Origin of the sequence: Serratia sp. BNK-10 (assembly GCF_047456065.1) — a bacterium.
GTDB lineage: Bacteria > Pseudomonadota > Gammaproteobacteria > Enterobacterales > Enterobacteriaceae > Serratia > Serratia ureilytica.
The window spans coordinates 2,369,656-2,395,315 of the sequence record NZ_CP179894.1; the positions used below are offsets into that span (position 1 = coordinate 2,369,656).

At 61.5% G+C, this 25,660-nt stretch carries 22 protein-coding genes; 8 read left to right on the plus strand and 14 right to left on the minus strand.

All coding sequences use genetic code 11. The annotated features are described in order from the left end of the window. The first annotated feature begins 186 nt into the window (after positions 1-186). The 3 genes from ACMGG9_RS11585 (at position 187) to ACMGG9_RS11595 (ending at position 3,328) form a co-directional block, all read left to right on the plus strand. Positions 187-1,647, plus strand: coding sequence for an FGGY-family carbohydrate kinase (locus ACMGG9_RS11585; protein WP_042784544.1), 1,461 nt, complete (start codon positions 187-189; stop codon positions 1,645-1,647). Further along, on the plus strand, positions 1,640-2,872 hold the full coding sequence (gene eutH / locus ACMGG9_RS11590; protein WP_147880491.1) for an ethanolamine utilization protein EutH: 1,233 nt from the start codon (positions 1,640-1,642) through the stop codon (positions 2,870-2,872). Before ACMGG9_RS11585 ends, eutH begins: the two co-directional genes overlap by 8 nt. A 99-nt stretch (positions 2,873-2,971) precedes the next feature. Continuing rightward, positions 2,972-3,328, plus strand: a complete 357-nt coding sequence (locus tag ACMGG9_RS11595; protein ID WP_147880490.1) for a DUF1937 family protein — start codon at positions 2,972-2,974, stop codon at positions 3,326-3,328. Positions 3,329-3,366: 38 nt separating this feature from the next. Here the strand turns inward: ACMGG9_RS11595 and ACMGG9_RS11600 are convergent, their stop codons facing one another. Both ACMGG9_RS11600 and ACMGG9_RS11605 read right to left on the minus strand, forming a co-directional pair. Continuing rightward, positions 3,367-5,292, minus strand: a complete 1,926-nt coding sequence (locus tag ACMGG9_RS11600; protein WP_033650356.1) for a DUF3857 domain-containing protein — start codon at positions 5,290-5,292, stop codon at positions 3,367-3,369. Positions 5,293-5,414: 122 nt separating this feature from the next. Further along, positions 5,415-5,984 (minus strand): helix-turn-helix domain-containing protein, encoded by a 570-nt coding sequence (locus ACMGG9_RS11605; RefSeq protein WP_072627621.1) that lies wholly within the window; start codon positions 5,982-5,984, stop codon positions 5,415-5,417. A 129-nt stretch (positions 5,985-6,113) separates the two neighbouring features. Between ACMGG9_RS11605 and ACMGG9_RS11610 the strand changes: the two genes are divergently transcribed. After that, positions 6,114-7,010 (plus strand): DMT family transporter, encoded by an 897-nt coding sequence (locus ACMGG9_RS11610; protein WP_414162213.1) that lies wholly within the window; start codon positions 6,114-6,116, stop codon positions 7,008-7,010. A 209-nt stretch (positions 7,011-7,219) separates the two neighbouring features. Here the strand turns inward: ACMGG9_RS11610 and ACMGG9_RS11615 are convergent, their stop codons facing one another. From ACMGG9_RS11615 to tetR, 5 genes are all read right to left on the minus strand, one after another. After that, positions 7,220-7,825 carry a nitroreductase family protein gene (locus ACMGG9_RS11615; protein ID WP_033650353.1) on the minus strand — a complete coding sequence of 202 codons (606 nt, stop codon included), beginning with the start codon at positions 7,823-7,825 and terminating at the stop codon, positions 7,220-7,222. 69 nt (positions 7,826-7,894) lie between these two features. After that, positions 7,895-9,193: a c-type cytochrome gene (locus ACMGG9_RS11620; RefSeq protein WP_353440398.1), complete on the minus strand. Its 1,299-nt coding sequence runs from the start codon at positions 9,191-9,193 to the stop codon at positions 7,895-7,897. Positions 9,194-9,221: 28 nt separating this feature from the next. Next, positions 9,222-11,480, minus strand: a complete 2,259-nt coding sequence (locus ACMGG9_RS11625; RefSeq protein WP_308383354.1) for a xanthine dehydrogenase family protein molybdopterin-binding subunit — start codon at positions 11,478-11,480, stop codon at positions 9,222-9,224. Continuing rightward, positions 11,477-11,950 carry a (2Fe-2S)-binding protein gene (locus ACMGG9_RS11630; protein ID WP_197751986.1) on the minus strand — a complete coding sequence of 158 codons (474 nt, stop codon included), beginning with the start codon at positions 11,948-11,950 and terminating at the stop codon, positions 11,477-11,479. The genes ACMGG9_RS11625 and ACMGG9_RS11630 overlap by 4 nt, the downstream gene beginning before the upstream one ends. A gap of 175 nt (positions 11,951-12,125) precedes the next feature. Further along, the gene (gene tetR / locus ACMGG9_RS11635) at positions 12,126-12,767 is read right to left on the minus strand and encodes a tetracycline resistance transcriptional repressor TetR (protein ID WP_033643144.1); all 642 of its coding nucleotides are present in this window, start codon (positions 12,765-12,767) and stop codon (positions 12,126-12,128) included. 76 nt (positions 12,768-12,843) lie between these two features. Between tetR and tet(41) the strand changes: the two genes are divergently transcribed. The 4 genes from tet(41) to ACMGG9_RS11655 all read left to right on the plus strand — a co-directional run bounded on the left by tet(41) (position 12,844) and on the right by ACMGG9_RS11655 (position 17,723). After that, positions 12,844-14,010 (plus strand): tetracycline efflux MFS transporter Tet(41), encoded by a 1,167-nt coding sequence (gene tet(41) / locus ACMGG9_RS11640; RefSeq protein WP_414162214.1) that lies wholly within the window; start codon positions 12,844-12,846, stop codon positions 14,008-14,010. Between the two features lie 198 nt (positions 14,011-14,208). Next, positions 14,209-15,165 (plus strand): sulfonate ABC transporter substrate-binding protein, encoded by a 957-nt coding sequence (locus ACMGG9_RS11645; protein ID WP_046687083.1) that lies wholly within the window; start codon positions 14,209-14,211, stop codon positions 15,163-15,165. A gap of 258 nt (positions 15,166-15,423) precedes the next feature. Further along, positions 15,424-16,158 (plus strand): MurR/RpiR family transcriptional regulator, encoded by a 735-nt coding sequence (locus ACMGG9_RS11650; RefSeq protein WP_033643147.1) that lies wholly within the window; start codon positions 15,424-15,426, stop codon positions 16,156-16,158. Between the two features lie 128 nt (positions 16,159-16,286). After that, positions 16,287-17,723 (plus strand): 6-phospho-beta-glucosidase, encoded by a 1,437-nt coding sequence (locus tag ACMGG9_RS11655; protein WP_101453003.1) that lies wholly within the window; start codon positions 16,287-16,289, stop codon positions 17,721-17,723. Positions 17,724-17,787: 64 nt separating this feature from the next. Here the strand turns inward: ACMGG9_RS11655 and ACMGG9_RS11660 are convergent, their stop codons facing one another. The 7 genes from ACMGG9_RS11660 to ACMGG9_RS11690 form a co-directional block, all read right to left on the minus strand. After that, positions 17,788-18,966 carry a 4-hydroxybenzoate 3-monooxygenase gene (locus tag ACMGG9_RS11660; protein WP_046687085.1) on the minus strand — a complete coding sequence of 393 codons (1,179 nt, stop codon included), beginning with the start codon at positions 18,964-18,966 and terminating at the stop codon, positions 17,788-17,790. A 12-nt stretch (positions 18,967-18,978) separates the two neighbouring features. After that, positions 18,979-20,334: an MFS transporter gene (locus tag ACMGG9_RS11665; protein ID WP_414162215.1), complete on the minus strand. Its 1,356-nt coding sequence runs from the start codon at positions 20,332-20,334 to the stop codon at positions 18,979-18,981. A 395-nt stretch (positions 20,335-20,729) separates the two neighbouring features. Further along, entirely contained in the window at positions 20,730-22,067 is a 1,338-nt protein-coding gene (locus tag ACMGG9_RS11670; RefSeq protein WP_147880482.1) for a D-serine ammonia-lyase, read from the minus strand. A gap of 109 nt (positions 22,068-22,176) precedes the next feature. Further along, complete coding sequence (locus tag ACMGG9_RS11675; protein ID WP_047026078.1) at positions 22,177-22,866, minus strand: VIT family protein; 690 nt, start codon at positions 22,864-22,866, stop codon at positions 22,177-22,179. Between the two features lie 27 nt (positions 22,867-22,893). Next, positions 22,894-23,367 (minus strand): VOC family protein, encoded by a 474-nt coding sequence (locus tag ACMGG9_RS11680; RefSeq protein ID WP_042784572.1) that lies wholly within the window; start codon positions 23,365-23,367, stop codon positions 22,894-22,896. A gap of 11 nt (positions 23,368-23,378) precedes the next feature. Beyond that, complete coding sequence (locus tag ACMGG9_RS11685; protein WP_025302905.1) at positions 23,379-23,729, minus strand: DUF1428 domain-containing protein; 351 nt, start codon at positions 23,727-23,729, stop codon at positions 23,379-23,381. A 104-nt stretch (positions 23,730-23,833) separates the two neighbouring features. Continuing rightward, positions 23,834-25,276, minus strand: a complete 1,443-nt coding sequence (locus ACMGG9_RS11690) for a sensor domain-containing diguanylate cyclase (protein WP_182074787.1) — start codon at positions 25,274-25,276, stop codon at positions 23,834-23,836. Positions 25,277-25,660: the final 384 nt, after the last annotated feature.

Sequence of the window (25,660 nt, forward strand, 5' to 3'; positions counted from 1 at the left end):
CATAACTCCCAAAAAAAAGCCGCAAAAGGCGGTGATAAGCAAAAAGTATGAGGTCGATCACGCGGGGTTATTTTATCTTGTGATTTATGTTGCTTTTGTGTGTGAAATTGAAGATAGATTATTAAAACAGACACACAACCAACACCAGGCACAATAAAAAAACAAAACCTATAAGAGAGCGAAGCAATGATGAATCAACGTTATGCCGCGATTGATCAGGGGACCACCGGCACCCGGGTCGTGGTGTTCGGCGAAGACGGCAGGCACCATTCACCGGCCAGCATGCCGCACAAGCAGATCACCCCCAATCCGGGCTGGGTGGAACACGACGCCCTGGAGATTTTGGCGAATATCCGCCGCTGTCTCAGCCAGTGCGACATGGTGGATGCCATCGGTTTAGGGCATCAGGGCGAAAGCCTGCTGGCCTGGGACGCCGACAGCGGCCTGCCGCTGTACAACGCCATCGTTTGGCAAGATCAGCGCACCGAGCCGGAGATCCAGCGGCTGAAACGCGAAGGCGTTGAGCCGCTGGTGACGGCGAAAACCGGTCTGCCGCTCGATACCTACTTCTCAGCCAGCAAGATGGGCTGGCTGATGAACAACGCCCCGGGCGCCAGGCAATTGGCGCAACGCGGCCGCCTGCGGCTCGGCACCATGGACGCCTTCTTCCTGTTCCACCTGTGCGGCCGGCATCTTACCGACTATAACTCGGCCTCGCGCACCTCGTTGTTCAACATTCATACCCTGCAGTGGGATGAGGAGCTGTGCCGTTTGTTCGGCGTGCCGATCGACAGCCTGCCCGAGGTCAGAGACAACATCGGCCACTTCGGCGACGTCGCGCTCAACGGCAAACCGGTGCCGCTGACGGCCTGCATCGTCGACCAGTTTGCCGGCACATACGGCCACGGCTGCCATCAACCGGGGCAGATGAAGATCACCTTCGGTACCGGCGCCTTTTTACAGGCGATCACCGGGCCGCGCCCGATCGATGCCGGCGAGTCCGGCCTGTTGCCCACGCTGTGCTGGAAGCTGCCCGACAGCGAGCCGGTGTATGGCCTGGACGGCGGCGTTTATAATGCCGCCTCCGCCATTAACTGGGCGAGAAAGATAGGCCTGTTCAACGATTTCGATGAATTCGGCGACTTCCCCTCTCAGCCGGCCATCGCGCGCGGCCTGGCCTTTGTGCCCGCGCTCTCCGGACTGGCTTGCCCGTACTGGGACCGCTCCGCCGCCGGGATGTGGGCCGGGCTGTCGCTGGAGACCGAGCGCAAGGATCTGCTGCAGTCGATCCTCGAAGGCATCGCCATGCGTTCCGCCGAGGTGATCAACGCCATGGATAAACTGAAACCGATCGGCGACAGCATTTCGGTGGACGGCGGCCTGTCCGCCAACCGCTATTTCACGCAGTTTCTCGCCAACCTGATCCAAAAGCGCATCGTCTCTCCCGCCAATAAGGAGATCACCGCCCAAGGCGTTGCGTTGTTGGCGCGTAAAGGACTGGGGGTGGAACATCCGCTCAAGGTGCTCAACCGCTATGAAGTGACGGAACCCGCCGAGGTCGATATGGCGGGCTGGTTTGCCCGCTATCAGGAAATCATCGCGCGCTCGCGCGGCTTACGTTCATCGCAGGAGGAACACCATGGCTGAGTTCGGTAATTTCATCATCTATATCATCATGGCCGGCACTCTGATCGGTGCGCTGGCGTCGATCGCCAAACCGGAAGGCGAGCTGGGACGCGAATTCGTCAACGGCATTCACGCCATCGGCCCGGTGTTTCTCGCCCAGGCTGGCATCATGGCCGCAATCCCGATCATCTCTTACCTGATCATGTACAGCATCGGCCCCTTCTTCTCGGCGCTCGGCTCCGACGCCTCGATCGCGGCGCTGGCGGTGATCGCCGTGGACATGGGCGGCTATCAGCTGGCCGACGCCATTGCCGCCAACCGCGACATGTGGATCGTCGCCATGTTGGTGGGCTACACCTCGGGTGCCAGCATCGTGTACCTGATCCCGGTAGGGCTTATCATGCTGAACCGCGACGACCATAAATATCTGGCGCTGGGTGCCATGGCAGGCCTGATCAGCATTCCGTTCGCCGTGCTGATCGCCCTGGTGACCATCACCTTCAATAACCTGCCGGTCAGAGAGATTATCTCCACCACGTCACCTGCCGCGCACTATCTGCAGCTGGACTTGCTGCAGGCGCTGCGGCTGCTGTCGCCGCTGTTCGCCCTGTGCTTCCTGCTGGCGTTGGGGCTGAAGCTGCGGCCGGCGGCGATGGTGAAAGGATTCCTGATCTTCGGCAAGGCGGCGGATGCCTTTATCAAGCTGGTGTTGGCGCTGTGCATCATCGAGCATTTTACCGGTGTATTTAAAAAGGTGTTCGGCGGCTGGGTATTCGATCCGTTATTTGCCGACAAAGACGAATTATTCCGCGCTATCGAGATCGCCGGTTATATCGGCATTATGTTGGCGGGCACATTCCCCATTTGTTATTTATTCCAGCGCTATTGCCGCAAGCCGATGCATTTCATCGGTAAAAAGCTCGGTTTATCGGATACCGGCGCGCTGGGCTTTATTATGGTATTGGCCAATATCATCGCCGTTTATCACCTGTTCAAAGGCATGCGCGCCCGCGATAAGGTGCTGTGCGTGGCCTTCGGCATCTGCGCACAGGCCACGTTGGGCGATCACCTGGCGTTTACCGCCAACTTCCAACCTTCGCTGGTGTTGCCGATCATGATGGGCAAATTCCTCGGTGGCATGATCGCCGTGCTGATCGCCATAAAAATTTCGGTGCCGGAGGCTGAATTGCTGGAAAAAGAACAGACGCAAAGGCAATCGACGGCCATCGCCGCCGCCGCTCGTTAAATTTACCCCTAAGCCATAAAAATAAACGGGGCGCCGCCTCACGGTGAAGCTGCGCCCTTTTTTCGTCCCTGACAACAATTATTGAGAGAACAAACGCTAATGAGAAAAATATTTTTAGCCTGCCCCTACAGCCACACCGACGCCAACGTCGTGCAGCAACGCTTTATCGCCTGCAACGACGTCGCCGCCGCTATCGTGCGAGCCGGCAACGCCGTTTTTAGCCAGGTCAGCATGTCGCATCCGATCAACCAGTGTTTGCAAGAGCTAGACAAAACCGCCATCGGCAAGCTGTGGGCGCCGATCGACGCCCTGTTCATGGCGGCGATGGATGAATTGATCGTGCTCGACTTGCCGGGTTGGCAAGAGAGCGGCGGCATCAAGCGCGAGATGGACGCTTTCGCGGCGCGCGGTTGCCGCGTCAGCCTGTGGTCCGAGGTCGCAGGCGAGTTCAACTGAGGCGTGCGCCCCGCCGCTTGGCGCGACGGGGCATCGGCTTATTTGCCGTTGGCCAATTCACCGTACACCACCTGGCCGCGGAAACCGCGCCGCACCTGCTGGAACAGCTCGCGGAACGCCGGGTAATCCTGCGCCTGGCACAGCGCTTCCTTGCCGCGAATGGCGTTCACCTGCAGGCGGTGATTGACGGTCACCTGCTGCCCGTCGCGCCGCCACTCGACGCGATAGTCGCCCGCCGCATTGCGGAATTGCCGATCTTTCGGAATAGCGATGATCGGCACGTTGGCCGGCAGCTGCAGACGGTAGGTTTCGTCGTAGCGCTGCGCGGTGCAGTAGAACGGCGTTTCGTTGCCCGGCGCCGCCGTGGTGGTATACAGCGTGCGGAACGATTTGCCGCCGGGCGGGTTGGGCAACGTCATGCCGCCCACCACGCCGAAATCGACGTAGTCGTCCGCCTTGAAGCGGAAGCGATAGCCGAACTGCTTTTTGAGATCCAGCGGATCGCTGTTCATCGCCACTTCGCCGTTGCCGTCGATGCCGGAAGCGGACATGATTGTCGCTTCGGCCTGCGCCCGATTCTGACGGTTGATCTGCGAGAAGTAGCCCCGCAGGTCAATTTCTTCCACTTCGCTCAGCCGGCGCTCGGTCTGTCCGCGCAGATTGCCCGCCTTGTCGAACACGAAATCGACGTTCAGCGCGCTCTTGACCGGCTGCTCATCGCTGCCCGGCGTGCGCGCCAGCCTGGCGTCGCGCGTCAGCAGCACCGGCGCGCCCAAATCGCCCTCCGGCAGTTGCCCGAAACGCGCCCAGGGATTGGTGGAATCGAGGTACAGTTTGAATTCCGGCACGTAGGTGATGGCGTGATTGAAGCGGCCAAGCAGCGGCACTTTAGGCAGTATCGGGCCTTCATCCATGCCGATCAGCACCGGCGAGCTTTCAATGCCTTTGGCGGCGAGCAGCGCCTCCAGGATCACCACGTGATCCTTACAGTCGCCGTAATGGTTATCGAGAATGCTCTGCGCCGAATTCGGCTCCAGCCCGCCGTTGCCCAGGTACACCGCCACGTAGCGAATGTTTTGCGCCACCCAGCGATAGAGGGCCTCCGCCTGCTCGCGCCGATCGCTGATACCGGCGGTGATATTGTCCGCCAGCGCCTGAATGCCCGGCGTCACCTTCGCCGCCGCGCCGGCCTTCAGCTGGTAGGCCTTGGCCAACTGCGGCCACTCGCGGTAGGTGCTGGCCATGATGGTCGGGCTGAAGGTCCAGCTGTCCGCCGCCCAGTTTTGCGCCTTCATCGGCGCGCTGCGCGAATAATGCCAGCGCCAGTGCGCCTGGCCGTTGCGGATCTGCGGTTGGTCCCCGCCCTCGACGCCGCGCGTGAAGATATGCATCGGCAGCTTGGCCGGCGCCTGCAGGGTCACTTCGGCGTCGTCGAACTGATCGAAAACGCTGAAGGTCTCCCACAGGCCGAAATAGTCAGGGAAATACGGGGTGTTCTGCGTGCGGCGCAGTTCGTACACCACGCGCGAGCCCGGCGCCAGATTGGAGAACACGATGACGCGCACCTTGCGATCGGCATACAGCGGCGCCGTGGCGCTGGAATAGCTTTCCTGGGTATAGATGCGATCGGGCGCCACATCGTGGCGCTGGCCGTCGGCGGTCAGCGTATAGGCGGCGACCACCTCCAGCGTTTCCATTTTCTCGCTGTAGCTCAGGCGGATCTGGCTGAATTTTTCGACCGCCGCCTTGGTTTTCAGCAACACTTCGTAGCTTTCCGTCTTCACGTTAGTGGCGTTGGCGTTAACGCGATAATCCGCGCGATAACGCACGAAGCTGAAATCGTTGTTGGCCGTGTCGTTCTGGCCCTGATCCGCCGCGGCGGGCGGTGCAGCGGCCAACACGGTGGCCGGGTGCGTCGCCGTCAAACCGGCGAGTAACAGTATGGAAGGAATAGCGATTTTCATCTTCGGTCCTTGAAGGGCAACAAACGGCGACGCCGGGCTACGCGCCTGCCCCGGCGTCAAAACAGGCGGGCACACTAATATAATTGAGAATCATTTTCAATAAACGAACCGTCAACGCCGTGCTAGCCCTGCTCGATCAGCATCACAGCGGTGGTCTCCGGCTCCAGGGCCTCGAAAACGTGCTCGCGATCGGCGGAGTAACTGATGTAATCCCCGGCGCTCAGCTCCAGCGGCTGATCCGCCGGCCCGAGGCGCGCCCGTCCACTGCTGATGATCACATGCTCGACGGTGCCCGGCGGATGCGGCCGGGAAAGTTTGACTTCGCCGGGCTGCACCCGCAGCCGGTAAATGTCGCGCTGCGCGCCCGGTGGACAAGTGGCCAGCAACGTGGCGGCGTAGTTGCCCTGCTCTGACACCGCCGCGGTCCCCTCATGAGCGCGGATCACTTGCACCTGCCTGCTGGGTTGCGAAATCAGTCGGCTGACCGGCACATCCAGCGCCATCGCCAACGCCCACAGCGTTTCCAGACTGGGATTACCGCTGCCGGCTTCGAGCTGCGACAACGTGGACTTGGCGATACCCGCGCGCTTCGCCAGTTCGGTGACGGACAGGTTCAATCGCTCCCGCTCACGGCGGATTGCCGCCGACAAGAGGCCGATCGGCGTGATGTTCTGCATTAGGCTCTCGCTCATTGTTCGTTATACCATTCATTTGTTCGACTTGACGAACGCCGTCAACCATGTTCATCATAATGTTCGATTGTTCATTTTAATGATTAAGCGACTTCACCACAAGTACGGTCAGGCCGCGAGGGAAACGACATGAAAACGAAAACGCGCGGCGCAGTGCAAATGATCCTCGCCATGACGATCTCCGGCACCGTCGGTTGGCCGGTGATCGTGTTAGGGCAGCCGCCCGCCATGGTGGTGTTTTGGCGCTGCGCGTTCGGCGCGCTGGCGATGCTGGCCACCTGCGCCGCGCTTGGGCAACTGAAATCAGGCGCCATCAACCGGCGGCAGCTGGCTTTCGCCGTCCTGGGGGGCCTCGCGCTGGTGCTCAACTGGACGCTATTGTTTGCCGCCTATGCGCATGCCTCGATCGCTGTCGCCACCGTGACCTACCATGTTCAACCGTTTATGTTGGTGGCGCTGGGAGCGCTGCTGTTCGGCGAAAAACTGACGGCTAATCGGCTGGGCTGGCTTCTGCTGGCGTTCGCCGGGATGGTGTTGATCGTCACCGGCCGGCAGAGCGGTGGCGGCGATGGCGACTATCTGCTGGGCGTAGCGCTGGCGCTCGGTGCGGCCCTGATGTACGCCCTGGCGGCGGCGATTGTCAAACAGCTGGCCGCGTTGCCGCCGCAGCTCATCGTGTTGATTCAACTGACCGTCGGCGCGCTGGCGATGGCGCCGTTCGCCGGTCTGGCCCGCCTTCCCGCAGAACCGTTCGACTGGCTGCTGCTGGCGACCCTCGGCCTGGTGCATACCGGGGTGATGTCCACGTTGCTCTATGGCGCTATCCAGAAAATCCCCACCGCTCTGGTTGGCGCGCTGTCGTTTATCTACCCGGCAGTGGCGATCGTGGTGGACTGGGCGGCGTTCGGGCACCGTCTCAGCCTGTTGCAGCTGCTGGGCACGCTGGCCATTCTCGGCGCGGCCGCGGGCATGAACTTCGGCTGGCGATGGGCGCCCGCCGCGCACCGGGCCGGTAAAATCGGTTAATCCCGTCCGACGGGCAAGCTATGCACAATAAGGCATTCGCCTTGTGTTCGGCGCGGTGCTATTTATTTAAACCGTGTAGGGTAGAAGGAGTGTTCTATGTGGCATCACCGCCTGCAACGGCGCATCCGTTTCAGTTACTGGAACGAACTGTGCGTCATAAAAAAATAAGGGAAGGCGCAAGCCTTCCCTTTTGTCATTCACCGTTCAGCTCAGAAGCGATCGGTTTTCACCACCTCGTCGAACGGCAGCTTGCCGATGCGCGGGTAAGGTTGCCCCGCCGCCTTGCCGATAGCGACCATCAGCGCGATCTGATAATGCGCCGGCTTATTGATAATCTCGCCCACCGCGTCGAAATCAAAACCGTCCATCGGACAAGAGTCGTAGCCCTGCGCCTTGGCCGCCAGCATCAACGTCTGGGCGAAGATGCCGCTGCTGCGCATCACTTCGTCGCGCTGCACCTGCGGTTTACCGCGATAATACTGATCGACGGCCGGGATCATGAACTGCTGCACCGGCTCCGCCGCGTCGGCCCAAACGGTTTTTACCTTCGATTCCCAACTCGACAGATCGCCGCACAGCACGACCAGCATCGACGCGTCGGTCACCTGCGCCTGCCCCCACGCCGCCTCGCGAATTTTCTCGCGCTGCGAGCGATCTTCGATCAGCAGCGGGCGCCAGTGCTGCAGGTTAAACGCGCTGGGAGCGCCCTGCAGCGCAATGTTCAACAGCGCTTTTTTCTCTTCGAGCGTCATCACGTGCTGCGTATCGAACTGCTTGGTGGCGCGGCGTTGGCGGATCGCGTCTAACGTATTCATTTTACTGCCTCTGTCCATGTGAAAAGGTCTATTGTCGTCAACGCGGCGCGGCTGTCCAGCCCCAGGCGGCTATTTCTGCGCGGTTTCGGCGCGCAAACGGCTGACCTGCGCCGCCAAGTCCGGCCACGGCGCCTGACCGGCGTAATGCTGCCGCAGGTAGTTGAGCAGAATGGCGATCTGCGCGTCATTCAGGTTATGGCGAAAGCCCGGCATATAGCCCAGCTCGGCGTTCGCCGGCCGCTGTATGCCGTCCAGCACCACACGAATGGCGTTGTCCGGCGCGTCAGCGAACAGGTTGGTGTTCAGCGCCAGAGACGGCCGCACCCCCGCCATCTGCGCGCCTTTTTCCTGCGCATGGCAAGCCATGCAGGCGCCGGAAAACAGCCGCGCCCCTGCCGAACTCAGAGGCTCCACCTGCCGTTCCGCCTGAGCGTTTAACGTTGTCGCCGTAGCGCCCGCCGCCGCTTCAGGATGATAGCTGCGCAGATAGACGGCGATCGCCTGCAGATCGGCCTGCGGCAAGCGCGACAGCCCTTCTTCGATCACCGGCGCCATCGGGCCGGCGGCGACGCCGTGGTTGGCCGAGTAGCCGGTGCGCATGAAATCAACCAGATCCTGCTGCGTCCACGCGAGCGGCGCGGGCGAGCGGCCGGTCAACGCCGGCGCCGTCCATCCCTCCGCCACGCCGCCGGCCAGGTGCTCGCCGCCGGTTTTCTCGCCGAACAACACGTTGCGCGGCGAATGGCAGGCGCTGCAGTGCCCCAGTCCTTCGACCAGGTACGCGCCGCGGTTCCAGTCGGCGCTTTGGGTCGCCTGTTCCGGCATCGCGCCCGGCGTCAGGAACAGCAGGTTCCAGGCAAAGATGCCCTGGCGAATGTTGAACGGAAAGTGCAGATCGGTGGCTGGCGGCCGGTACTTGACCGGCGGCTGCGACATCAGGTAGGCGTACAGCGCCTGCAGATCGTCGTCGCGGGTGCGGGTAAAGGCGGTATAGGGAAACGCCGGATAGAGATAGCGGCCCTGGCGATCGACGCCGTGGCGCATGGCGCGTTCGAACGCCGCGTAGCTCCAGCTGCCGATGCCGGTTTCCACGTCCGGTGTGATGTTGGTGGTGTAAATGGTGCCGAAGGGGATCTCCATCGCCAACCCGCCGGTGTTGCGCTCGCCGCCCGCACGGGTGTGGCACACGGCGCAGTCGCCGAGATCGGCCAACGTTTTGCCACGCGCGATCTGCGCCTCGCTGAAACTGTGGGTCGCATCGGCGGCGAGCGGCGCAATCTCCGGCTGCCAACTGGCGACCACGCCGGCGACCACAACAGCGATCACCGTGACGCCGCCCCACCCGACGATTTTTTTCATCTTACTCATCTTTGCTGTCCTTGTTCGTTACGGGGGGTTAATGGCCGGCCTGAGCGCGCAGCGCGGCGAGCACCCGCGCCGGTGTGAACGGCACCTCGCGCAGGCGCACGCCGAGGGCGTCAAACAGCGCGTTGCCGATCGCCGCCGCACTCGGCACCGAGGCGGACTCTCCTGCGCCCATCGGCGCTTCGTCCGGGCGGTCGATCAGTTGGATATCGATCTGCGGCAATTCGTCAAAGCGCAGGATCGGATAGCCGCCCCAGTCCAATGACGTCACGCCCGACGCATTGAAGGTCACAAACTCTTTCAGCACCCGGCTGGCGGATTGGATAATGTTGCCGTGCACCTGATGGCGCACCCCGGCCGGATTGATCATCCGGCCGCAATCATGCGCCACGAAGATTTTATTGAGCGTGATCTGCCCGGAAAGGCGATTGACGCTGAGATCGCACACCCAGGCCGCCCAGGCGGCGCCGAAGCCGGGGAATTTGCTGTGGAAATAGCGCGCATAGGCGAAGCCGCGGCCGCTCACCACTTCGGCCCCGGCGGCGCGCGAGCGGTGCGCCGGGCCGTCTTGCCAGTTAGCCTGGCGCTTCAGGGCCTCAATCAAGGCCACCGCGCGCGGATCGTTCAGGTAACGCAGGCGAAACGCGATCGGGTCCTCGCCGGCGCGCCAGGCCAGCTCGTCGATCCAGGATTCATGGGCGAACACGTTGGGCAGCGCCGAAACGCCGCGCATCCACGACGCCCGCACGATCGGCGCGGCGTCCTGACAGATCACCCGCATGTGCGGATACGCGTATTGCGGAATGGCGGTGCGATCGCCCATCTGTTGCACGTCGGCCCGGTTGGCCACCTTGCCGGTCAACACCAGCGGCAAGGTCACCGCATTGTTGGAGGGATAGCTGGTTTTCAACTCGTAAGCCGCCACCCGATTTTGCGCGTCGAGGCCGCCGCGCACCCGGATCAGTTGGCCGGTGCCCTTAGGCTCCCAGCCGGATTCCTGTTCACGCATCAGCTGCACCCGCACCGGGCGGCCGGTGGCCCGCGCCAACAGTGCCGCGTCCGCCGAGACGTCGTCGGCGCAGTTGCGGCCATAGCAGCCGGAGGCTTCCATGCGGGTGATGTGCACCTGCTCAGACGGCAACTCGAGCAGCCTGGCGATATCTTTGCGCAGATCGTGCGGGTTTTGCGTGCCGGACCACACCTGCGCCCGCCCGTCTTTGACCTCCGCTACCGCGCAGGAGGGGCCGATTGAGGCGTGCTGATGGTAAGGCCAGACATAGTCCGCCTGCACTTCGGTATGCAGCAATGCCAACGCCTCGTCCGTGCCCGCATCATCGCGCAGCACGCGGTCGGTTTTCGGGTTGGCTTCCAGCGCGGCGGGCAGCGCCTCCGGCGACAGGTCCGGCAGGCCGGCCCAGGGTTTCCATTCGGTTTTCAGCCGGCGCATGGCGGCGATCGCCTGCTCTTCGCGCTCGGCCACAATGCCGATGAAATCGTTGATCACCACCAGTTTCACGATGCCCGGCAGGTGCGCGATCGAACTTTCATCCACCGACAACAGGCCGCCGCCCAGCGGCGCGCTGCTGTCGGCGCCTGCGTAAGGCGGGCGCACCACCCGGCCATGCAGCATGCCAGGCAAGCGCAGGTCGTGCACGTAGGTCAGCCCCCCGCTGACCTTGGCCGGAATATCGACCCGGGCGACGGCGCGGCCGACATAGCGGCCCTGCTGTTCACCGTTCAGCGGCACGTTTTTATCCAGCGTCACATGCAGATTTTGCCCGCTCGCCAGTTGCGCATAGCTCAAGGAACGCCCCGGGTGCTTGGTCACAAACACCTGTCCCGCCGCCGCCGTCAGCTGGTCGGCCGGCAGTTCGAAGGCTTTGGCCGCCAGCGCCGTCAGCATATGTCGCACCTGCGCCGCCGCCTGCCGCAGCGGCACCGACGTGACCTGGATGGTGGCGCTGGCGATGGTCGGCCCCTGATCCGGCGTGCGTTGCGTATCGCCGAGGATCATCGTGACGTGCTCGAACGGCACGCAAATTTCGTCGGCGACGATCTGCGCCAGCGCGGTGCGAATGCCGGTGCCGAGATCGACATGGCCATTGAAGGCCGTCACCCGGCCGTCGGCGGTGAGGCTGATAAAGCTGTCCACCCGATCCAGCGGCAGATCGGCAGGCGATGCAACCGCCTCGGCGGCGAAGGCGTTAAACGGCGCGGGCAGCAGACTGCTGACCATCACCACACCGCCGGCTTGCAACAACTGTCGGCGGGTCAGTTCGAGGCGGCTCATGCTTGCCTCCGCGCAGCCAGCAGATCGCGGGCGCGCTCGGCGGCGCGCAAGATCTCAAGGTGGGTGCCGCAGCGGCACAGGTTGTAGGCCAGCTCTTTCTTGATGGTTTGTTCATCTGCATCCGGCTCGCGTTCGAACAACGCGACCAACGTCATGATCATGCCGTTGGCGCAGTAACCGCACTGCGCCGCCTGCTCATCGATAAACCCCTGCTGAACCGGATGCATTGCCTCCGGCGTGCCCAGGCCTTCCAGCGTGGTGACGGACTTGCTTCCTACGGCGGCCAGCGGCATTGAGCAAGAACGCGCGGCGACGCCGTCGATCAGCACCGTGCAGGCGCCACACTCCCCCAGGCCGCAGCCATATTTGGGGCCATTCAAGTGCAGATCGTTGCGTAAAATGTACAGCAGCGGCGTGTCGGGCTCGAGATTGCCGAGTGGAACCACCCGGCCATTAACGTTGATTTCCATGGTGAAACTATCCCTTAAACAAACGGATTTAATCCGTAACATCACTGCGGTGAATAATTGCGCAGCGTGCTAATAATTATCATCAAAAGACTTGACGATGTTAAGGGAATGTAGCCGCCATGGCTTTAACGAAAAGTGGGTATTTTCTATAAATTTCCGATAGATAAGCGCATTTTTATGATTGCCGCCCGTGATTATTGTCGATCGCCAGTCCGGCCTCGGCGCCGTCGACCAACAGCCGCACACCGGCTTCGAACAGCGCATCCGCGCCCTTCTCCTGCAATGTTTCCCAGCCTTGGCACAGCAGCGGGTAACGGCGGCGGTCGGCGTCATTGAGCGGATCGTCAGGCTGCATTTGCTGTTCCTCCAGCACCCAGCCCACCACGAAACGCCCGACGGCGAACAGCAGGTTTACCGCGCGCTCCGGCGTCAACCCCGCCCGGCACAGCAGCGCCACCTTGGCCTCAATGACGGCGAATTGCGGCTCCTGCGGCCGGGTGCCGGCGTGCAGACGCGCGCCGTCGCGGTAAGCCAGCAGCGCCCGACGGAAGTTGCCGGCATTGGTGACAACCCAATCCTGCCAGGGCATGTCGGCGGGCACCTCTTCACGGTGATCCAGCATGATGGTTTCCGCCATCGCCTTCAGCAGCTCGGCCTTGTTCTTGAAATGCCAATAGAGCGTGGGAGATTGCACGCCCAAATGTTGCGCCAGGCGGCGGGTGCTCAGGGCATCGATGCCGATGTCGTTCAGCAACGCCAGCGCCCCGCGCAGGACGGTTTCTCGCGTTAAACGTGTCGCAGTATTTTTTTCGCTCATCTCTCTATCACTGATAGGGTAACTGTGGAATACTCAATACTCTATCACTGTTAGAGTCACAATTTTGAAAAAACCCATGCTGGTTATTTTGTTGACGGTGTTGCTGGATGCGGTGGGCATCGGTCTGATCATGCCGATTCTGCCGGCGTTGTTACGTTCGCTGGGCGGTCTTGACGCCGGCAGCCTGCACTACGGCGCCCTGCTGGCGGCCTATGCGTTAATGCAATTTCTGTTCTCGCCGATCCTCGGCGCGCTGAGCGATCGTTTCGGCCGGCGGCCGGTGCTGCTCATCTCGCTCGCCGGCGCGGCGGCCGACTATCTGCTGATGGCGTTCGCGCCGACGCTGGCCTGGCTCTATCTGGGCCGGTTGCTGGCGGGCATCACCGGCGCCAACATGGCGGTCGCCACCGCTTACGTCACCGACATTACGCCGGCCGGTCAACGCGCGCGGCGTTTCGGCCTGGTGGGCGCGGTATTCGGCGTCGGTTTTATCGTCGGCCCGCTGCTCGGCGGTTCGCTGGGCGAGTGGCATCTGCATGCGCCCTTCCTGGCGGCGGCGGCGATGAACGCCGTCAACCTGGCGATGGCGTTTTTCCTGCTGCCGGAATCGCATAAACCGCGCGCCCGCGCCGCCGAGAAAATCCGCCTCAATCCCTTTTCGTCATTGCGACGGCTGCACGGCAAGCCTGGCCTGCTGCCGCTGGTCGGCATTTACCTGATCATGGCGCTGGTTTCGCAGGCGCCGGCCACATTGTGGATTTTATACGGTCAGGATCGTTTCGGCTGGAGCATGATGGTGGCGGGCCTGTCGCTGGCCGGTTACGGCGCCTGCCATGCGCTGTCGCAGGCCTTCGCCATCGGCCCGCTGGTCGCGCGGCTCGGCGAACGCAAGGCGCTGCTGATCGGCCTGGCCGCCGACGCAATGGGCCTGGCGCTGCTGTCGATCGCCACGCGCGGCTGGGCACCTTTCGCCTTGCTGCCGTTCTTCGCGGCGGGCGGTATGGCGCTGCCCGCGCTGCAGGCGTTAATGGCGCAAAAGGTGGACGACGATCATCAGGGCGAGCTGCAAGGGACGCTGGCCAGCATGGGCAGCCTGATCGGCGTAGCGGGGCCGCTGGTGGCGACGGCGCTGTACGCCGCCACGCGCGATGTCTGGCCGGGCCTGGTCTGGGCGTTGGCCGCCGCCCTCTATCTGTTGGTTCCGCTGTTGCTGGCGCGTTCGCGCGAGCGTGACGCGGCATAACGTCGAGCTCACCCTCTCCCGCTTAAGCTGATTTATGGCTAAGCAAGGCATTATTCAGCATAAGCGGGCGCTTTACACGCCACTGCGCCGCTCATTATCATCGCCCTTATCCCGCCGCAGGAAAATTTAAATGCCGTTTCATGGCGTTACGCCCAGCGCGTCATCGCTACCGTTCACTTCGCCTATCGGAAAATCAGGATGAGAAAACTCACAACGCCGCTGATCGCCGCCCTGCTGCTCGGCCTGTTTAGCCTGCCGGCCGGCGCGCAGGAGAAACCGCAACAAATCACCATCGGTTACCAGAAAGCCAACATTTTTGCGCTGCTGAAATACCGCGGCACGCTGGAGAAAACCCTGGAGCCGCAGGGCGTCAAGGTTCGCTGGATAGAATTCCCCGCCGGCCCGCAGATGTTGGAAGGGTTGAACGTCGGCAGCATCGATCTGGCGGCGACCGGCGACGCCCCGCCGGCCTTCGCGCAAGCCGCCAAGGCCGATCTGGTTTATTTGGCGCATTCGCCGCCCAGCCCGAAAACCGAAGCCATCGTGGTGCCGCAGGATTCGGCGATCCGCTCCGTGGCCGATCTGAAAGGCAAACGCGTGGCGTTGAACAAAGGGTCGGACGTCAATTACCTGCTGGTGAGCGCGCTGGAACAGGCCGGCTTGAGCTACAAGGACATCACGCCGGTCTATCTGCCGCCGAGCGATGCCCGCGCCGCCTTCCAGCGCGGCAGCGTCGACGCCTGGGTGATTTGGGATCCCTACTACGCCGAGGTGGAAACCCATGCCAACGCCCGCCGGCTGAAAGATGCGGAAGGTCTGGTGCCGCACTACACCTTCTATCTCGCCAGCCGCCGCTTTGCCGAAACCTACCCGGACAGCGCCAAGCAGGTGATTCAACAGCTCGGCGCGCTGAGCGACTGGGCCAACGGCCATCCGCAGGAAGCGGCGGCGATCCTCGCTCAGAGCACCGGCCTGGATCAGGCGATTTGGGCCAGAGCCATCGCCCGCATGCCGTTCGGCAGCCAGCGCATGTCGCCGGAGGTGTTCAGACAGCAGCAGCAGTTGGCGGATAAATTCACCGCCATCGGACTGCTGCCGGGTAAGGTGGACGTCAACGCCGCCCGCTGGTCCGAAGATAAGCCCGAGACGCCGTAGCCTTTGCCGCGCTTTGGCTTTAGAAAGCAGAAACCGGCATTTTGCCGTCGGAGTAAGCTGACCTATGCTAACCCTGTGTGATGAAAAGCGTTTTCATGGCATGTCTTCCGGAACGTTTTGCTTTATTTGTTCGTCGTGAACCCTGGGCCGCCCCTGACTGGTGCGGCTTTTCTTTTTTGTTCGGCAGTGCCAGCGGCGGGGAATTTTGCTATGTTAACCCGCAGATACGCTTCCCGTTTTCAGCCGCCGGATCGACTCATGTTTACCCACAAAGCAATCGCCGCGCTCAACGCCCTGGAGCTGATGGTTTATAACTACGTCAGCAAACACAAGAATCAAGTGATGTACATGACCATCCGCGAACTGGCCGAGGCCGCCGGCGTGTCCACCACCACCGTGCTGCGATTTTGCAAAAAAATGGGGTGTGACGGCTATTCGGAATTTCGCATCCGTTTCAAACTGTACCTGGAGCAAACCGATGCGCCGCCGGTCGATTCCGGCATCGGCGAAATTCTCAGTTTTTTTAAAAGCGTCAGCAACGATGAATTTAATCAGTTGCTCGATGAAGCGGTGCGGCATATCGCCGCCGCCGAGCGAATTATTTTCGTCGGCATCAGCACCTCCGGCGCCCTGGGGAAATATGGCGCGCGTTTCTTTTCCAACGTTGGAAAATTCAGCACTCATATCGACGATCCTTATTATCCCGTCAACAGCGATATGTATAAAAGCGCGGTGGCGATCATGCTGTCGGTTTCCGGCGAAACCGAAGAGATCCTGCGGCTGGCCAGCCAGTTCAGCCTGCACCACTGTAAGATCATCAGCATCACCAACAACGAAACCTCTTCCCTGGCGCGGCTGGCGGACTTCAACCTGTCTTATCACGTCCCGCAACACTTGATCGGCGATCATCATAATATTACTACGCAAATCCCCGTGCTTTATATTATTGAAACCATCGGCAAGCGCCTGGGAAGAATGAACGCGATAAAATAAAACAGGCTGTTTTTTTATTGTGACAAATCACGTTTTACGGCGATTTGTTATATCGTGACATTTCTTTCGGTCTTGTTACTCTATTGGCAACGCGAACGTTATTACCCTTCATTAAATAAGATGAGACATTGACGATGAAACAGTTGCCGAAAGATTTTCTGTGGGGAGGCGCGGTCGCCGCGCACCAGGTTGAAGGCGGTTGGGATCAGGGCGGCAAAGGGCCAAGCATCGCCGACGTGCTGTCCGGTGGTTCGCACGGCGTGGATCGCGTGATGACCGACGGCGTGCTCGACGGCTATCGCTATCCCAACCACGAAGCGGTGGACTTCTACGGCCGCTACAAGCAGGACGTGGCGCTGTTCGCCGAGATGGGCTTCAAGTGTTTTCGCACCTCGATCGCCTGGACGCGCATTTTCCCGAACGGCGACGAAGCAACGCCGAACGAAGCCGGCCTGCAGTTTTACGACGACCTGTTCGACGAATTGCTGAAATACGGCATCCAGCCGGTGATCACCCTGTCCCACTTCGAAATGCCTTACCATTTGGTGAAAGCCTACGGCGGCTGGAAAAATCGCCGGGTGGTGGAGTTCTTCGTGCGCTTTAGCGAAGTGGTGATGCGCCGCTATCGCGAAAAAGTGAAGTACTGGATGACCTTCAACGAAATCAACAACCAGAGCAACTACCGCTACCCGCTGTTCGGCTACTGCTGTTCCGGCGTGGACTATACCCAGGAAGACAACCCCGAGCAGACGCTGTACCAGGTGTTGCACCACCAGTTCGTCGCCAGCGCGCAGGTGGTCAAACTCGGCCATCAGATCAACCCGGAATTCAAGATCGGCTGCATGCTGGCCTGCGTGCCGTTCTACCCTTATTCCTGCAAGCCGGACGACGTGATGTACGCCGTGGAAGCGATGCACCAGCGCTATCTGTATACCGACGTGCAAATGCGCGGCTACTACCCCAGCTACCTGCTGCGTGACTGGGAACGCAAAGGGCTGAAGATCGAGATGCAGCCGCAGGACGCGCAGATCCTGCGCGAGGGCTGCACCGATTACATCGGCTTCAGCTATTACATGAGCAATGCGCTGCAGGCCAACGCGGTGGACGGCAGCGACGGCATGTTCGGCTTCCCGGGCAACGTGCCGAACCCGCACGTCAAAGCCTCCGACTGGGGCTGGCAGATCGATCCGGTCGGGCTGCGCTATTCGCTGAACGTGCTGTATGAACGTTACCAGAAGCCGCTGTTTATCGTGGAAAACGGCTTCGGCGCCTTCGACAAGGTGGAAGCGGATGGCCAGATCAACGATGACTATCGCATCGACTATCTGCGCGCCCATATCGAAGAGATGAAAAAAGCGGTGATTGAAGACGGCGTAGACCTGATCGGCTATACGCCGTGGGGCTGCATCGACTGCGTGTCGTTCACTACCGGCGAGTACAGCAAGCGTTACGGCTTCATCTACGTCGATAAACACGACGACGGCACCGGCACGCTGGAACGGTCGCGCAAGAAAAGCTTCGACTGGTATCGTCGGGTGATCGCCAGCAACGGCGAACAGCTGTAACCGCCGCAGCTCAGGGGCGGTGGCGCCCCTTCTCGCCCATGCCGAACGGCATGGGCGTTTTCGCTTATATCGCCGGGAATGGCGCCCCGACATAATTTTCCGCCAGCATCGTCATGGCGCTGCGCGATTTCACCGTGTACTGCAACTCTGAGAGTTGCAGCCGGTGTTCGAAAGGCGTGTCTTCCCGCCGGGTATGCAGCATGTGGGTCATCCACCAGGAAAAATGCTCGGCGCGCCAGACCCGCTGCAAGGCGGTGTCGCTGTAATCGTCCAGCCGTTGCCAGTCGCCTCGCCGGTAAAACGTCTCCAGCGCCTGGGACAACAGGCAAACATCGGCCATGGCCAGATTCAACCCTTTGGCGCCGGTCGGCGGCACGATATGCGCCGCGTCGCCCGCCAACAGCAAGCGCCGGTAGCGCATCGGTTCGGTAACGAAGCTGCGTATGCCCACCACGTTTTTCTGAAATATGCGGCCCTTTTTCAGCGTCCAGCCTTCATGGTTTTCCAGCCGCTGCTCCAACTCGCGCCAGATACGATCGTCCGACCATTGATCGACCTGTTCCGCAGGATCGCACTGAAAATACATGCGTTGCACGCCGGGCGAACGGGTGCTGATCAACGCAAAACCGCGCGGATGGCAGGCGTAGATCAGCTCTTCGCTGGACGGCGGCGCTTCGACCAGAATGCCGAACCAGCCGAACGGATAGGTGCGGGTGTAATCCTGCCGCAGTCCGCCGGGCATCGCCGCGCGGCTGATGCCGTGGAATCCGTCGCATCCGATGACAAAGTCGCAGCGGAGCCGGCGCGGCTGGTCGCCATGACGGTAGTGAACCTCGGGCTGCGCGCTGTCCAGCGCCTTCAATTCAACCTGCTCCACCTCGAAAAACAGATGGCCCTGCGCCGCCAGACGCGCGGCGATCAGGTCTTTCAAGACTTCATGCTGGGCATAAACGGTGACGGCGCGCTCGGTCAATCCGGCCAGATCGATGCGGTGCTGCCGGCCGCCGAACGCCAAGCGGATCCCCTGATGCCGCGCCCCTTCCCGCCGCATCCGCTCCCCCAATCCGGTCTGCTCGAGCAGATCGACGGTCCCCTGTTCGAGCACCCCGGCGCGAATGGTCGATTCCACCGCCTCCCGGCTGCGCGTTTCCAACACCACCGATTCCACACCTTGCAGGTGCAGCAGATGGGACAACATCAAACCGGCCGGACCGGCGCCGATGATCACAACCTGTGTGCGCATAGCATGACTCCCTCATAGCATTTTGTTGAGCGGCGCCGGCAGCGCCGGGTAGCCGCCGGAAAGGTGTTTGGCGAGCAGCGCCAGCGCCGCGATCAGCGCCGGGATGGCCAACAGCGTGAAAATGGTGCTGAACGACAGCTGCATCTGCATCAGCACGCCACCGCTCATCGCCCCCAGAATGCCGCCAAAACGCCCGAGACCGAGCATCCAGGCTACGCCGGTCGCCCGGCTCTGGGTGGGATAGAACCCGGCCGCCAGGGCCGGCATGGATGACTGGGCGCCGTTCATGCAGGTGCCGGCGATGAACACCGTGAGCGCCATCAGCAGCGGAGAGGTATAGACATAGCCGATGATGCCGACGAACAAACCGGTCAGCACATAGCCGACGGCCACCACCTTGTGCGGGTTCATGCGATCCATCAACCAACCGATAATCAATACGCCGAGCCCCCCGCCGAGCGGAAACAGCGCGGTGATCAGCGACGCCTGCGTAACGGAGGCGCCGGTTTCACGGATCAGCAGCGGCAGCCAACTGGTCAGCAGATAGAAGATCATCAATCCCATAAAGTAAGTCAGACACAGCATCAACGTGCCCAGCAGATAGCGACGCGAAAAGATCATGCCCAGCGGCGACGCTGCCTTTACCTGCCCCTCTTCCTGCAACATGAAGCGCGGCGGCGGCGTCATTCGGATCGGCGCAATGCGCTTCAGCACCTTGGCGATGCGCTCTGCGGCATAGCCACGCGCGACCATGAAGCGCACGGATTCAGGCAAGGCGGCGATCAGGACCAGCGCCAGCAGCAACGGCATAACGCCGCCCAGCACCAGCACGCTCTGCCAGCCGAAATGCGGGATCAGCCAGGCGGAAGAAAAACCGCCCAGCGACGAACCGAGAGGGAAACCGCAAAACATCAGATTCACCATCAGAGCTCGGCAGCGCTGAGGGGCATATTCCGACATCAGCGTGGCGGCGTTCGGCATGGCCGCCCCCAGTCCCAGCCCGGTCAAAAAACGCAGCAGCGTCAGCGTCGAAAGCGAGCCGGCGAAGGCGGTCAGCAGGCTGAAGCCGCCGAACAGCAGCAGCGAAATCACCAGCACTTTCTTGCGGCCGATGCGATCCGCCAACGGGCCGGCGGCCAACGCGCCTACCGCCAGACCGACCAGCGCGGCGCTCATTACCGGCCCCAGCGCGGTTTTGTCTATTCCCCACTCCTGCACCAGCGACGTGGCGATGAAGCCGATAATGGCGGTATCGAAACCGTCCAGCGCAACCGCCAAAAAACACAAAGCCAGTATCAACCACTGGTAGCGAGAAAATGGCTGGTTATCGATAAACCCTCGAATTTCTACGTTGTTATCATGCGGCATGGCTTGCTCCTCAGAGAGTGCGGCAAACCTCGCCGCACGGAACAGCCGGCTGCGAGCCGGCGAGAGGGTTAATTTGTGCGATTATCGGAATATAGTTCGTTAATCGACAATCAAATCAAACCACCCCACGGCGAATGCTTCAATATTGTTAAAAAAATAAGCGTGCGATAAACGAACATCAGAAAGCGGTAAATAAAATAATTTTATTTACTATTAATTGGATATGGAGATTTAAGCCGTGACTGCGGCATGGGGAGTTGTGATTTTGTTAACATTTTAAAAACATCATGAGCGCCCGGTCTGACGTTGACCCTGGGCCGGAGGGAACCGGCGCCTGTCAAACCGCGCTCGCCGCCTAAAAACAGGAAACGAGCGCAAGCCTCGGCGCTATTGACTCACGGCGCCGTTTGCGCGGCCGCGAGGTATTTCGCCATTTCCGCCGTCGGCACCATGCCGCCGCCGGTCGCCCATACCAGATGCGTCGCCTGGGCCAGGCTCTCCGCGCTCACGCCCTGCTCCCTGAGCTGCCGCGCGTGAGCGGTAACGCGCCACGGCCCGGGCATGCCGGCCAGGGCGGAGGGTTCCAGCTGGATATGCTCGTGCCAATCCAACAGCCCGAGCAGCGCGAACATCTCTTCGTCGCTCAGGGTGTAAAACGCGCTCAGCAGGCGCTCCATCGCCCGGCCGACAAAACCGGAGGCGCGCCCCACCGCCAGTCCGTCCGCCGCCGTGCGGTTGTCGATGCCGAGATCTTGCACCGCAATGCCGTCATGCAACCCGCTGTAGACGCCGAGCAGCATGCAAGGGGAATGGGTCGGTTCGGCGAAAATGCAGTGAACATGATCGCCGAACGCCAGCTTGAGGCCAAAGGCGACTCCGCCCGGCCCGCCGCCGACGCCGCACGGCAGATAAACGAACAGCGGATGCTGCGCGTCCACCACGATGCCCTGTTCGGCAAACTGCCGCTTCAGGCGGCCGCCAGCCACCGCGTAGCCGAGGAACAGGGTTTGCGAGTTTTCATCATCGATAAAGAAGCAACTCGGATCGTCCGCCGCCTGTTTGCGCCCTTGTTCGACCGCCACGCCGTAATCTTCGGCGTATTCCACCACCGTCACGCCATTGTCGCGCAGCTTCTGTTTTTTCCACGCCCGCGCGTCCGCCGACATGTGCACGCTGACGTCAAACCCCAACCGGGCGCTGATGATGCCGATGGATAATCCCAGATTGCCGGTCGATCCGACGGCGATGCGGTACTGGCTGAAGAATTGACGGAACTCGTCGGAAAACAGCCGGGCGTAGTCGTCGCCGATCTGCAGCAGCCCCGCCTCCAGCGCCAGTTTCTCCGCATGCGTCAGCACCTCATAGATGCCGCCGCGCGCCTTGATTGAGCCGGAAATCGGCAGATGGCTGTCCTTTTTCAACAGCAGGCGCCCGCCCAACGTCTGCCCATAGCGCCGATCCAACGCGAGCTGCATGGCCGGGATCGCCACCAGCTCGGATTCGATGATCCCCTTTGTCGGTTGGGTTTCCGGGAAGGCCGCGGCAAGATAAGGCGCGAAACGCGCCAGGCGCTGCTCCGCGTCGGCGACGTCGGCGGCGGTCAACCCGACGTGGGGCAACCCTGCGGCCAGCGTTGTCGCGCGCGGATTGAACCAGGTGATCGGCTCTAGCGCGACCATGCGTTGCAACAGCGGATGCTGGGCGACCCACGATAGGATCTGTGATTTCTGCATAAGTGTCCCTGACTGATGTTGGCGTTGCCGTCACCTTGCCGCGAACGCCGGCGGCTGACAAATGATAAATTCTGAGCTTGAGGTGCACTAGATTGATGCAAGCGCGACGTTAGCCGGCCGTCACGCCAAACAGCAGGCCGACGCCGGAAGAAACCGCCATCGCCAGTGCGCTCCAGATGAGGATGCGCGCCACGCCCGGCAAGATCGGCGCCCCGCCGGTTTTCGCGGCGATGCCGCCGAGAACGCCGAGGGAAATCAGCGCCGACGCCACCAGCGCCGGCCGCGTCCAGGCGACCGGCACCCACATCGCCACCAGCAGCGGCAACAGCGCGCCGAGGGAGAAACTCAGGGCCGACGCCAACGCAGCCTGCAGCGGCCGGGCGCGGGTGGTGGAGGAAATGCCCAGTTCGTCGCGCGCGTGCGCCTCCAGCGCATCATGCGCCATCAGCTTTTCCGCCACCTGCCGGGCCAGCGCCGGATCCAGACCGCGATGCACGTAGATTGACGTCAGTTCGCGAAACTCCCCCGGGTAGTCTTCAAGCAGCTCCGCCTGCTCTTCCGCCAGCGCGGCCTTTTCGGTATCCGCCTGCGACGAGACCGACACATACTCGCCGGTGGCCATCGACATCGCGCCGGCCACCCACCCGGCGACGCCGGCGATCATCAGCGCGGAATGCGAGGCGTTGGCCGCCGCGACGCCCAGCAGCAGGCTGGCCGTTGAAACGATGCCGTCGTTGGCGCCGAGCACCGCCGCCCGCAGCCAGCCGATGCGTTCAATACTGTGCCGTTCTCGGTGCATCCGTTCTCTCCCTCTGTGAGCGTTGCGCTACTCGCGCGCCGCCGCTTCCAACCCGGCGATGTCGATTTTGCCCATCAGCAGCATCGCTTCCGTTACCCGCCGCACGCGGGCGGCGTCGGGATCGTTCATCAACTCCGTCAGGCGCCGCGGCACAATTTGCCAGCACAGCCCCCAGCGATCGCGCAGCCAGCCGCACTGCTCCGCCTCGCCGCCCTCGCTCAACGCATCCCACAGCCTGTCGACTTCAGCCTGATCGTCACATTCCACCATCACGGAGAAACTGTGATTGAACGGATCCAGCGGCCCGGCTTCGATCGCCGCGTAGCGCTGGTCCCCCAGCGTGAAGGCGGCCAGCTTCACACTGCCGGCCGGGCCGCTCGGCGTATCCGCCGGCAGGTCGGAAAACCAGTTCACGGATGATCCGGGGATCAGCGCGACATAGCAATTCAGCGCCGCTTCCATGTCTTTTTCAAACCACAGATGTTGCGTAATTCTGGCCATCTGCGCCTCCTTTACGCATCGAGGATCGGCGCGAAACCGCCGAAGATCATGCGCTTGCCGTCGAACGGCATCTCGCCCAGCGCTTTCATGCGCGGATCGTTCATCATTTTCTCATTGGCGGCGTCGCGCACCGCTTTGGAGGGGTACTCTATCCAGCTGAACACCACCACTTCGTCTTCCTGGGCTTTCACCGCGCCGCGAAAGTCGGTGAGCTTGCCATCGGGCACGTCATCGCCCCAGCACTCCACGATGCGCGTGGCGCCAAACTCTTTGAACAGCGGCGCTGCCGCCGCCGCCAACCGGTGATAAGCCTCCTTATTGGCGGCCGGCACCGCCACCACAAACCCGTCTACGTATTTCATTCTGGCATCCTCTTGTCTGATTAAGGACAGTCGGTTCGGCGCAGGCGGAAATGCCCGCGTCCCTTACCAGTTTAGACCGCAGGCACGCAGCGCGGATCGGAAGTTCAGCGGCCGTGACAGGCCGGCGGAGACGATTCCGGTGTGGCGACCCGGTTGCGGCCAGCGTTTTTCGCTTTGTACACCGCCAGATCCGCCAGCTTAAGCAGATCCGCCAGGCTTTGGCCGGAACCGCCCGGGCAGGTCACCATGCCGATGCTGACGGTGATCTGCAGCGGATGCCCGGCCGGCATGAGGATAGACTCCGTTTCGATGCGTTGCCGCAGGCGTTCGGCCAATTGCCATCCCTGCTGCGGCTGGCCGAGCGTCGAAACGATGGCGAACTCTTCGCCCCCCATGCGGCCGAACAGGTCACCGACGCTCAGATCGGCGGCGATCGCGCGGGTAAAAGCCATCAGCGCCTGATCGCCGCCGGCATGGCCGAAACGGTCATTAATCGATTTGAAATAGTCGATATCGAGCATCATGACGCACACCAGCTCGCCCTTTTGGTCTATCAACCGTTCGCCGCGCTGCATAAACGCATTGCGCGTCAGCACGTGCGTCAACGCATCGTGATTCGCCACGTGCTCCAGCGTGCGCAGCAGCGCATTGCGCGCATAGTTCATGCTGGCCACGGCGATGGGCCCCAGCGCCAGCAGCGCGATGCCCAAACGCATCGATACCGCGTTTTGCAACACCTTCATGTCGAGCGTCGAACTCAACAGCCCGAAATCGATAGCCAGATGGCACCACAGCACATAGATCAGCACCGCAATCATGGTGCAGAACAGTGAGAAGGACATCGCCAGCCACAGCAGCACCGGCATGGGAAAGATCACCGCCCCGGGGCCGCCGATCAGCACGCTGCACACCGCCGCCAGCAACAGCAGCGCCAACACCGTGAGTTTTCGCCCCGCCCGCGGCCATTGGCTGCGCTGGGTGAACATGGCGCCGGCCGCCGCAAGGCGACGTCGCCAATCGCCGGGAAACGCCAGAATAAACGGCATCAGCGTGACGTAATTGGTGAATTCGGACGAGAACCACAGCGCCAGCGAGGTCAGATAGGGTCTGCCGAACAGCCACTGCGAAGTTACGGCGCCCACCACGCCGGTCGCGGCGGCGGCGGCCAGGCAGATGCCGAACAGGTACATGCTGGACGTGCCGCGTTGCAACATGCGCGCCGGCGGCGACAGCCGCATGAACAACAGATACCCCACCACGACGCCGGTCAGATTGGCGACGTTCAGCAGCAGCGTCTTTTGCAGCGAACTGCCGGTCAACAGATCCGCCGCCAGATAGCCCAGCACCGCCATGCCCCAGCCGGCTCGCGTAGCCCACTGTGGCCGACGCACCAAAACGGCCAGCAGTACGGCGTTCACCGGCCAGAATATCGCCAGAAAGCTGCCGGGGCGACTCACGATGCCCAGCAGACACAGGGTGAACACCAACAAAAAAATGATGAGCGCGGGCCAGATTTTCCGGGTATCGGACAACGAGGTGGTTTGCATCTTGGATCCAGAGACTTCCGCTAGCATAAAGTGACAGTCTGTTCGCGTCACAACCGTCGGCGGTGAGGCGAAGATAAACGGCCGACCCGCCTATTATTGCCAGTTTTGCCTGCCCGGACACCTGTTTATTCATCAAGGGAAAATATATTTGTGTATCAATATATTGACAGGAATCACCCTTCCGGCGAACAAACTGCCGCGTCCCTCCCGTCACTGCGATCGTTATTGCCATCCATCCGACTTTTTACCGGAAAAATCGCCGTCTTTTTACCTAATGACAAAATTAAATCGTGCAATGAAGGGATGCCGGCATTCCCCTCTATTCAAAACCTATAAATGATAATTATAATGATAATCGTTACTATTTATTATTTTTTTCATGGA

Coding starts and splice junctions, on each gene's coding strand:
- ACMGG9_RS11685 (WP_025302905.1), bottom strand. CDS start 23,729: ATGAAATACGTAGACGGGTTTGTGGTGGCGGTGCCGGCCGCCAATAAG.
- ACMGG9_RS11600 (WP_033650356.1), bottom strand. CDS start 5,292: ATGAAAATCGCTATTCCTTCCATACTGTTACTCGCCGGTTTGACGGCG.
- ACMGG9_RS11690 (WP_182074787.1), bottom strand. CDS start 25,276: ATGCAAACCACCTCGTTGTCCGATACCCGGAAAATCTGGCCCGCGCTC.
- ACMGG9_RS11615 (WP_033650353.1), bottom strand. CDS start 7,825: ATGAATACGTTAGACGCGATCCGCCAACGCCGCGCCACCAAGCAGTTC.
- ACMGG9_RS11645 (WP_046687083.1), top strand. CDS start 14,209: ATGAGAAAACTCACAACGCCGCTGATCGCCGCCCTGCTGCTCGGCCTG.
- ACMGG9_RS11620 (WP_353440398.1), bottom strand. CDS start 9,193: ATGAGTAAGATGAAAAAAATCGTCGGGTGGGGCGGCGTCACGGTGATC.
- ACMGG9_RS11650 (WP_033643147.1), top strand. CDS start 15,424: ATGTTTACCCACAAAGCAATCGCCGCGCTCAACGCCCTGGAGCTGATG.
- ACMGG9_RS11660 (WP_046687085.1), bottom strand. CDS start 18,966: ATGCGCACACAGGTTGTGATCATCGGCGCCGGTCCGGCCGGTTTGATG.
- eutH (WP_147880491.1), top strand. CDS start 1,640: ATGGCTGAGTTCGGTAATTTCATCATCTATATCATCATGGCCGGCACT.
- ACMGG9_RS11605 (WP_072627621.1), bottom strand. CDS start 5,984: ATGAGCGAGAGCCTAATGCAGAACATCACGCCGATCGGCCTCTTGTCG.
- ACMGG9_RS11680 (WP_042784572.1), bottom strand. CDS start 23,367: ATGGCCAGAATTACGCAACATCTGTGGTTTGAAAAAGACATGGAAGCG.
- tetR (WP_033643144.1), bottom strand. CDS start 12,767: ATGAGCGAAAAAAATACTGCGACACGTTTAACGCGAGAAACCGTCCTG.
- ACMGG9_RS11595 (WP_147880490.1), top strand. CDS start 2,972: ATGAGAAAAATATTTTTAGCCTGCCCCTACAGCCACACCGACGCCAAC.
- ACMGG9_RS11675 (WP_047026078.1), bottom strand. CDS start 22,866: ATGCACCGAGAACGGCACAGTATTGAACGCATCGGCTGGCTGCGGGCG.
- ACMGG9_RS11665 (WP_414162215.1), bottom strand. CDS start 20,334: ATGCCGCATGATAACAACGTAGAAATTCGAGGGTTTATCGATAACCAG.
- ACMGG9_RS11630 (WP_197751986.1), bottom strand. CDS start 11,950: ATGGAAATCAACGTTAATGGCCGGGTGGTTCCACTCGGCAATCTCGAG.
- ACMGG9_RS11670 (WP_147880482.1), bottom strand. CDS start 22,067: ATGCAGAAATCACAGATCCTATCGTGGGTCGCCCAGCATCCGCTGTTG.
- ACMGG9_RS11585 (WP_042784544.1), top strand. CDS start 187: ATGATGAATCAACGTTATGCCGCGATTGATCAGGGGACCACCGGCACC.
- ACMGG9_RS11610 (WP_414162213.1), top strand. CDS start 6,114: ATGAAAACGAAAACGCGCGGCGCAGTGCAAATGATCCTCGCCATGACG.
- ACMGG9_RS11625 (WP_308383354.1), bottom strand. CDS start 11,480: ATGAGCCGCCTCGAACTGACCCGCCGACAGTTGTTGCAAGCCGGCGGT.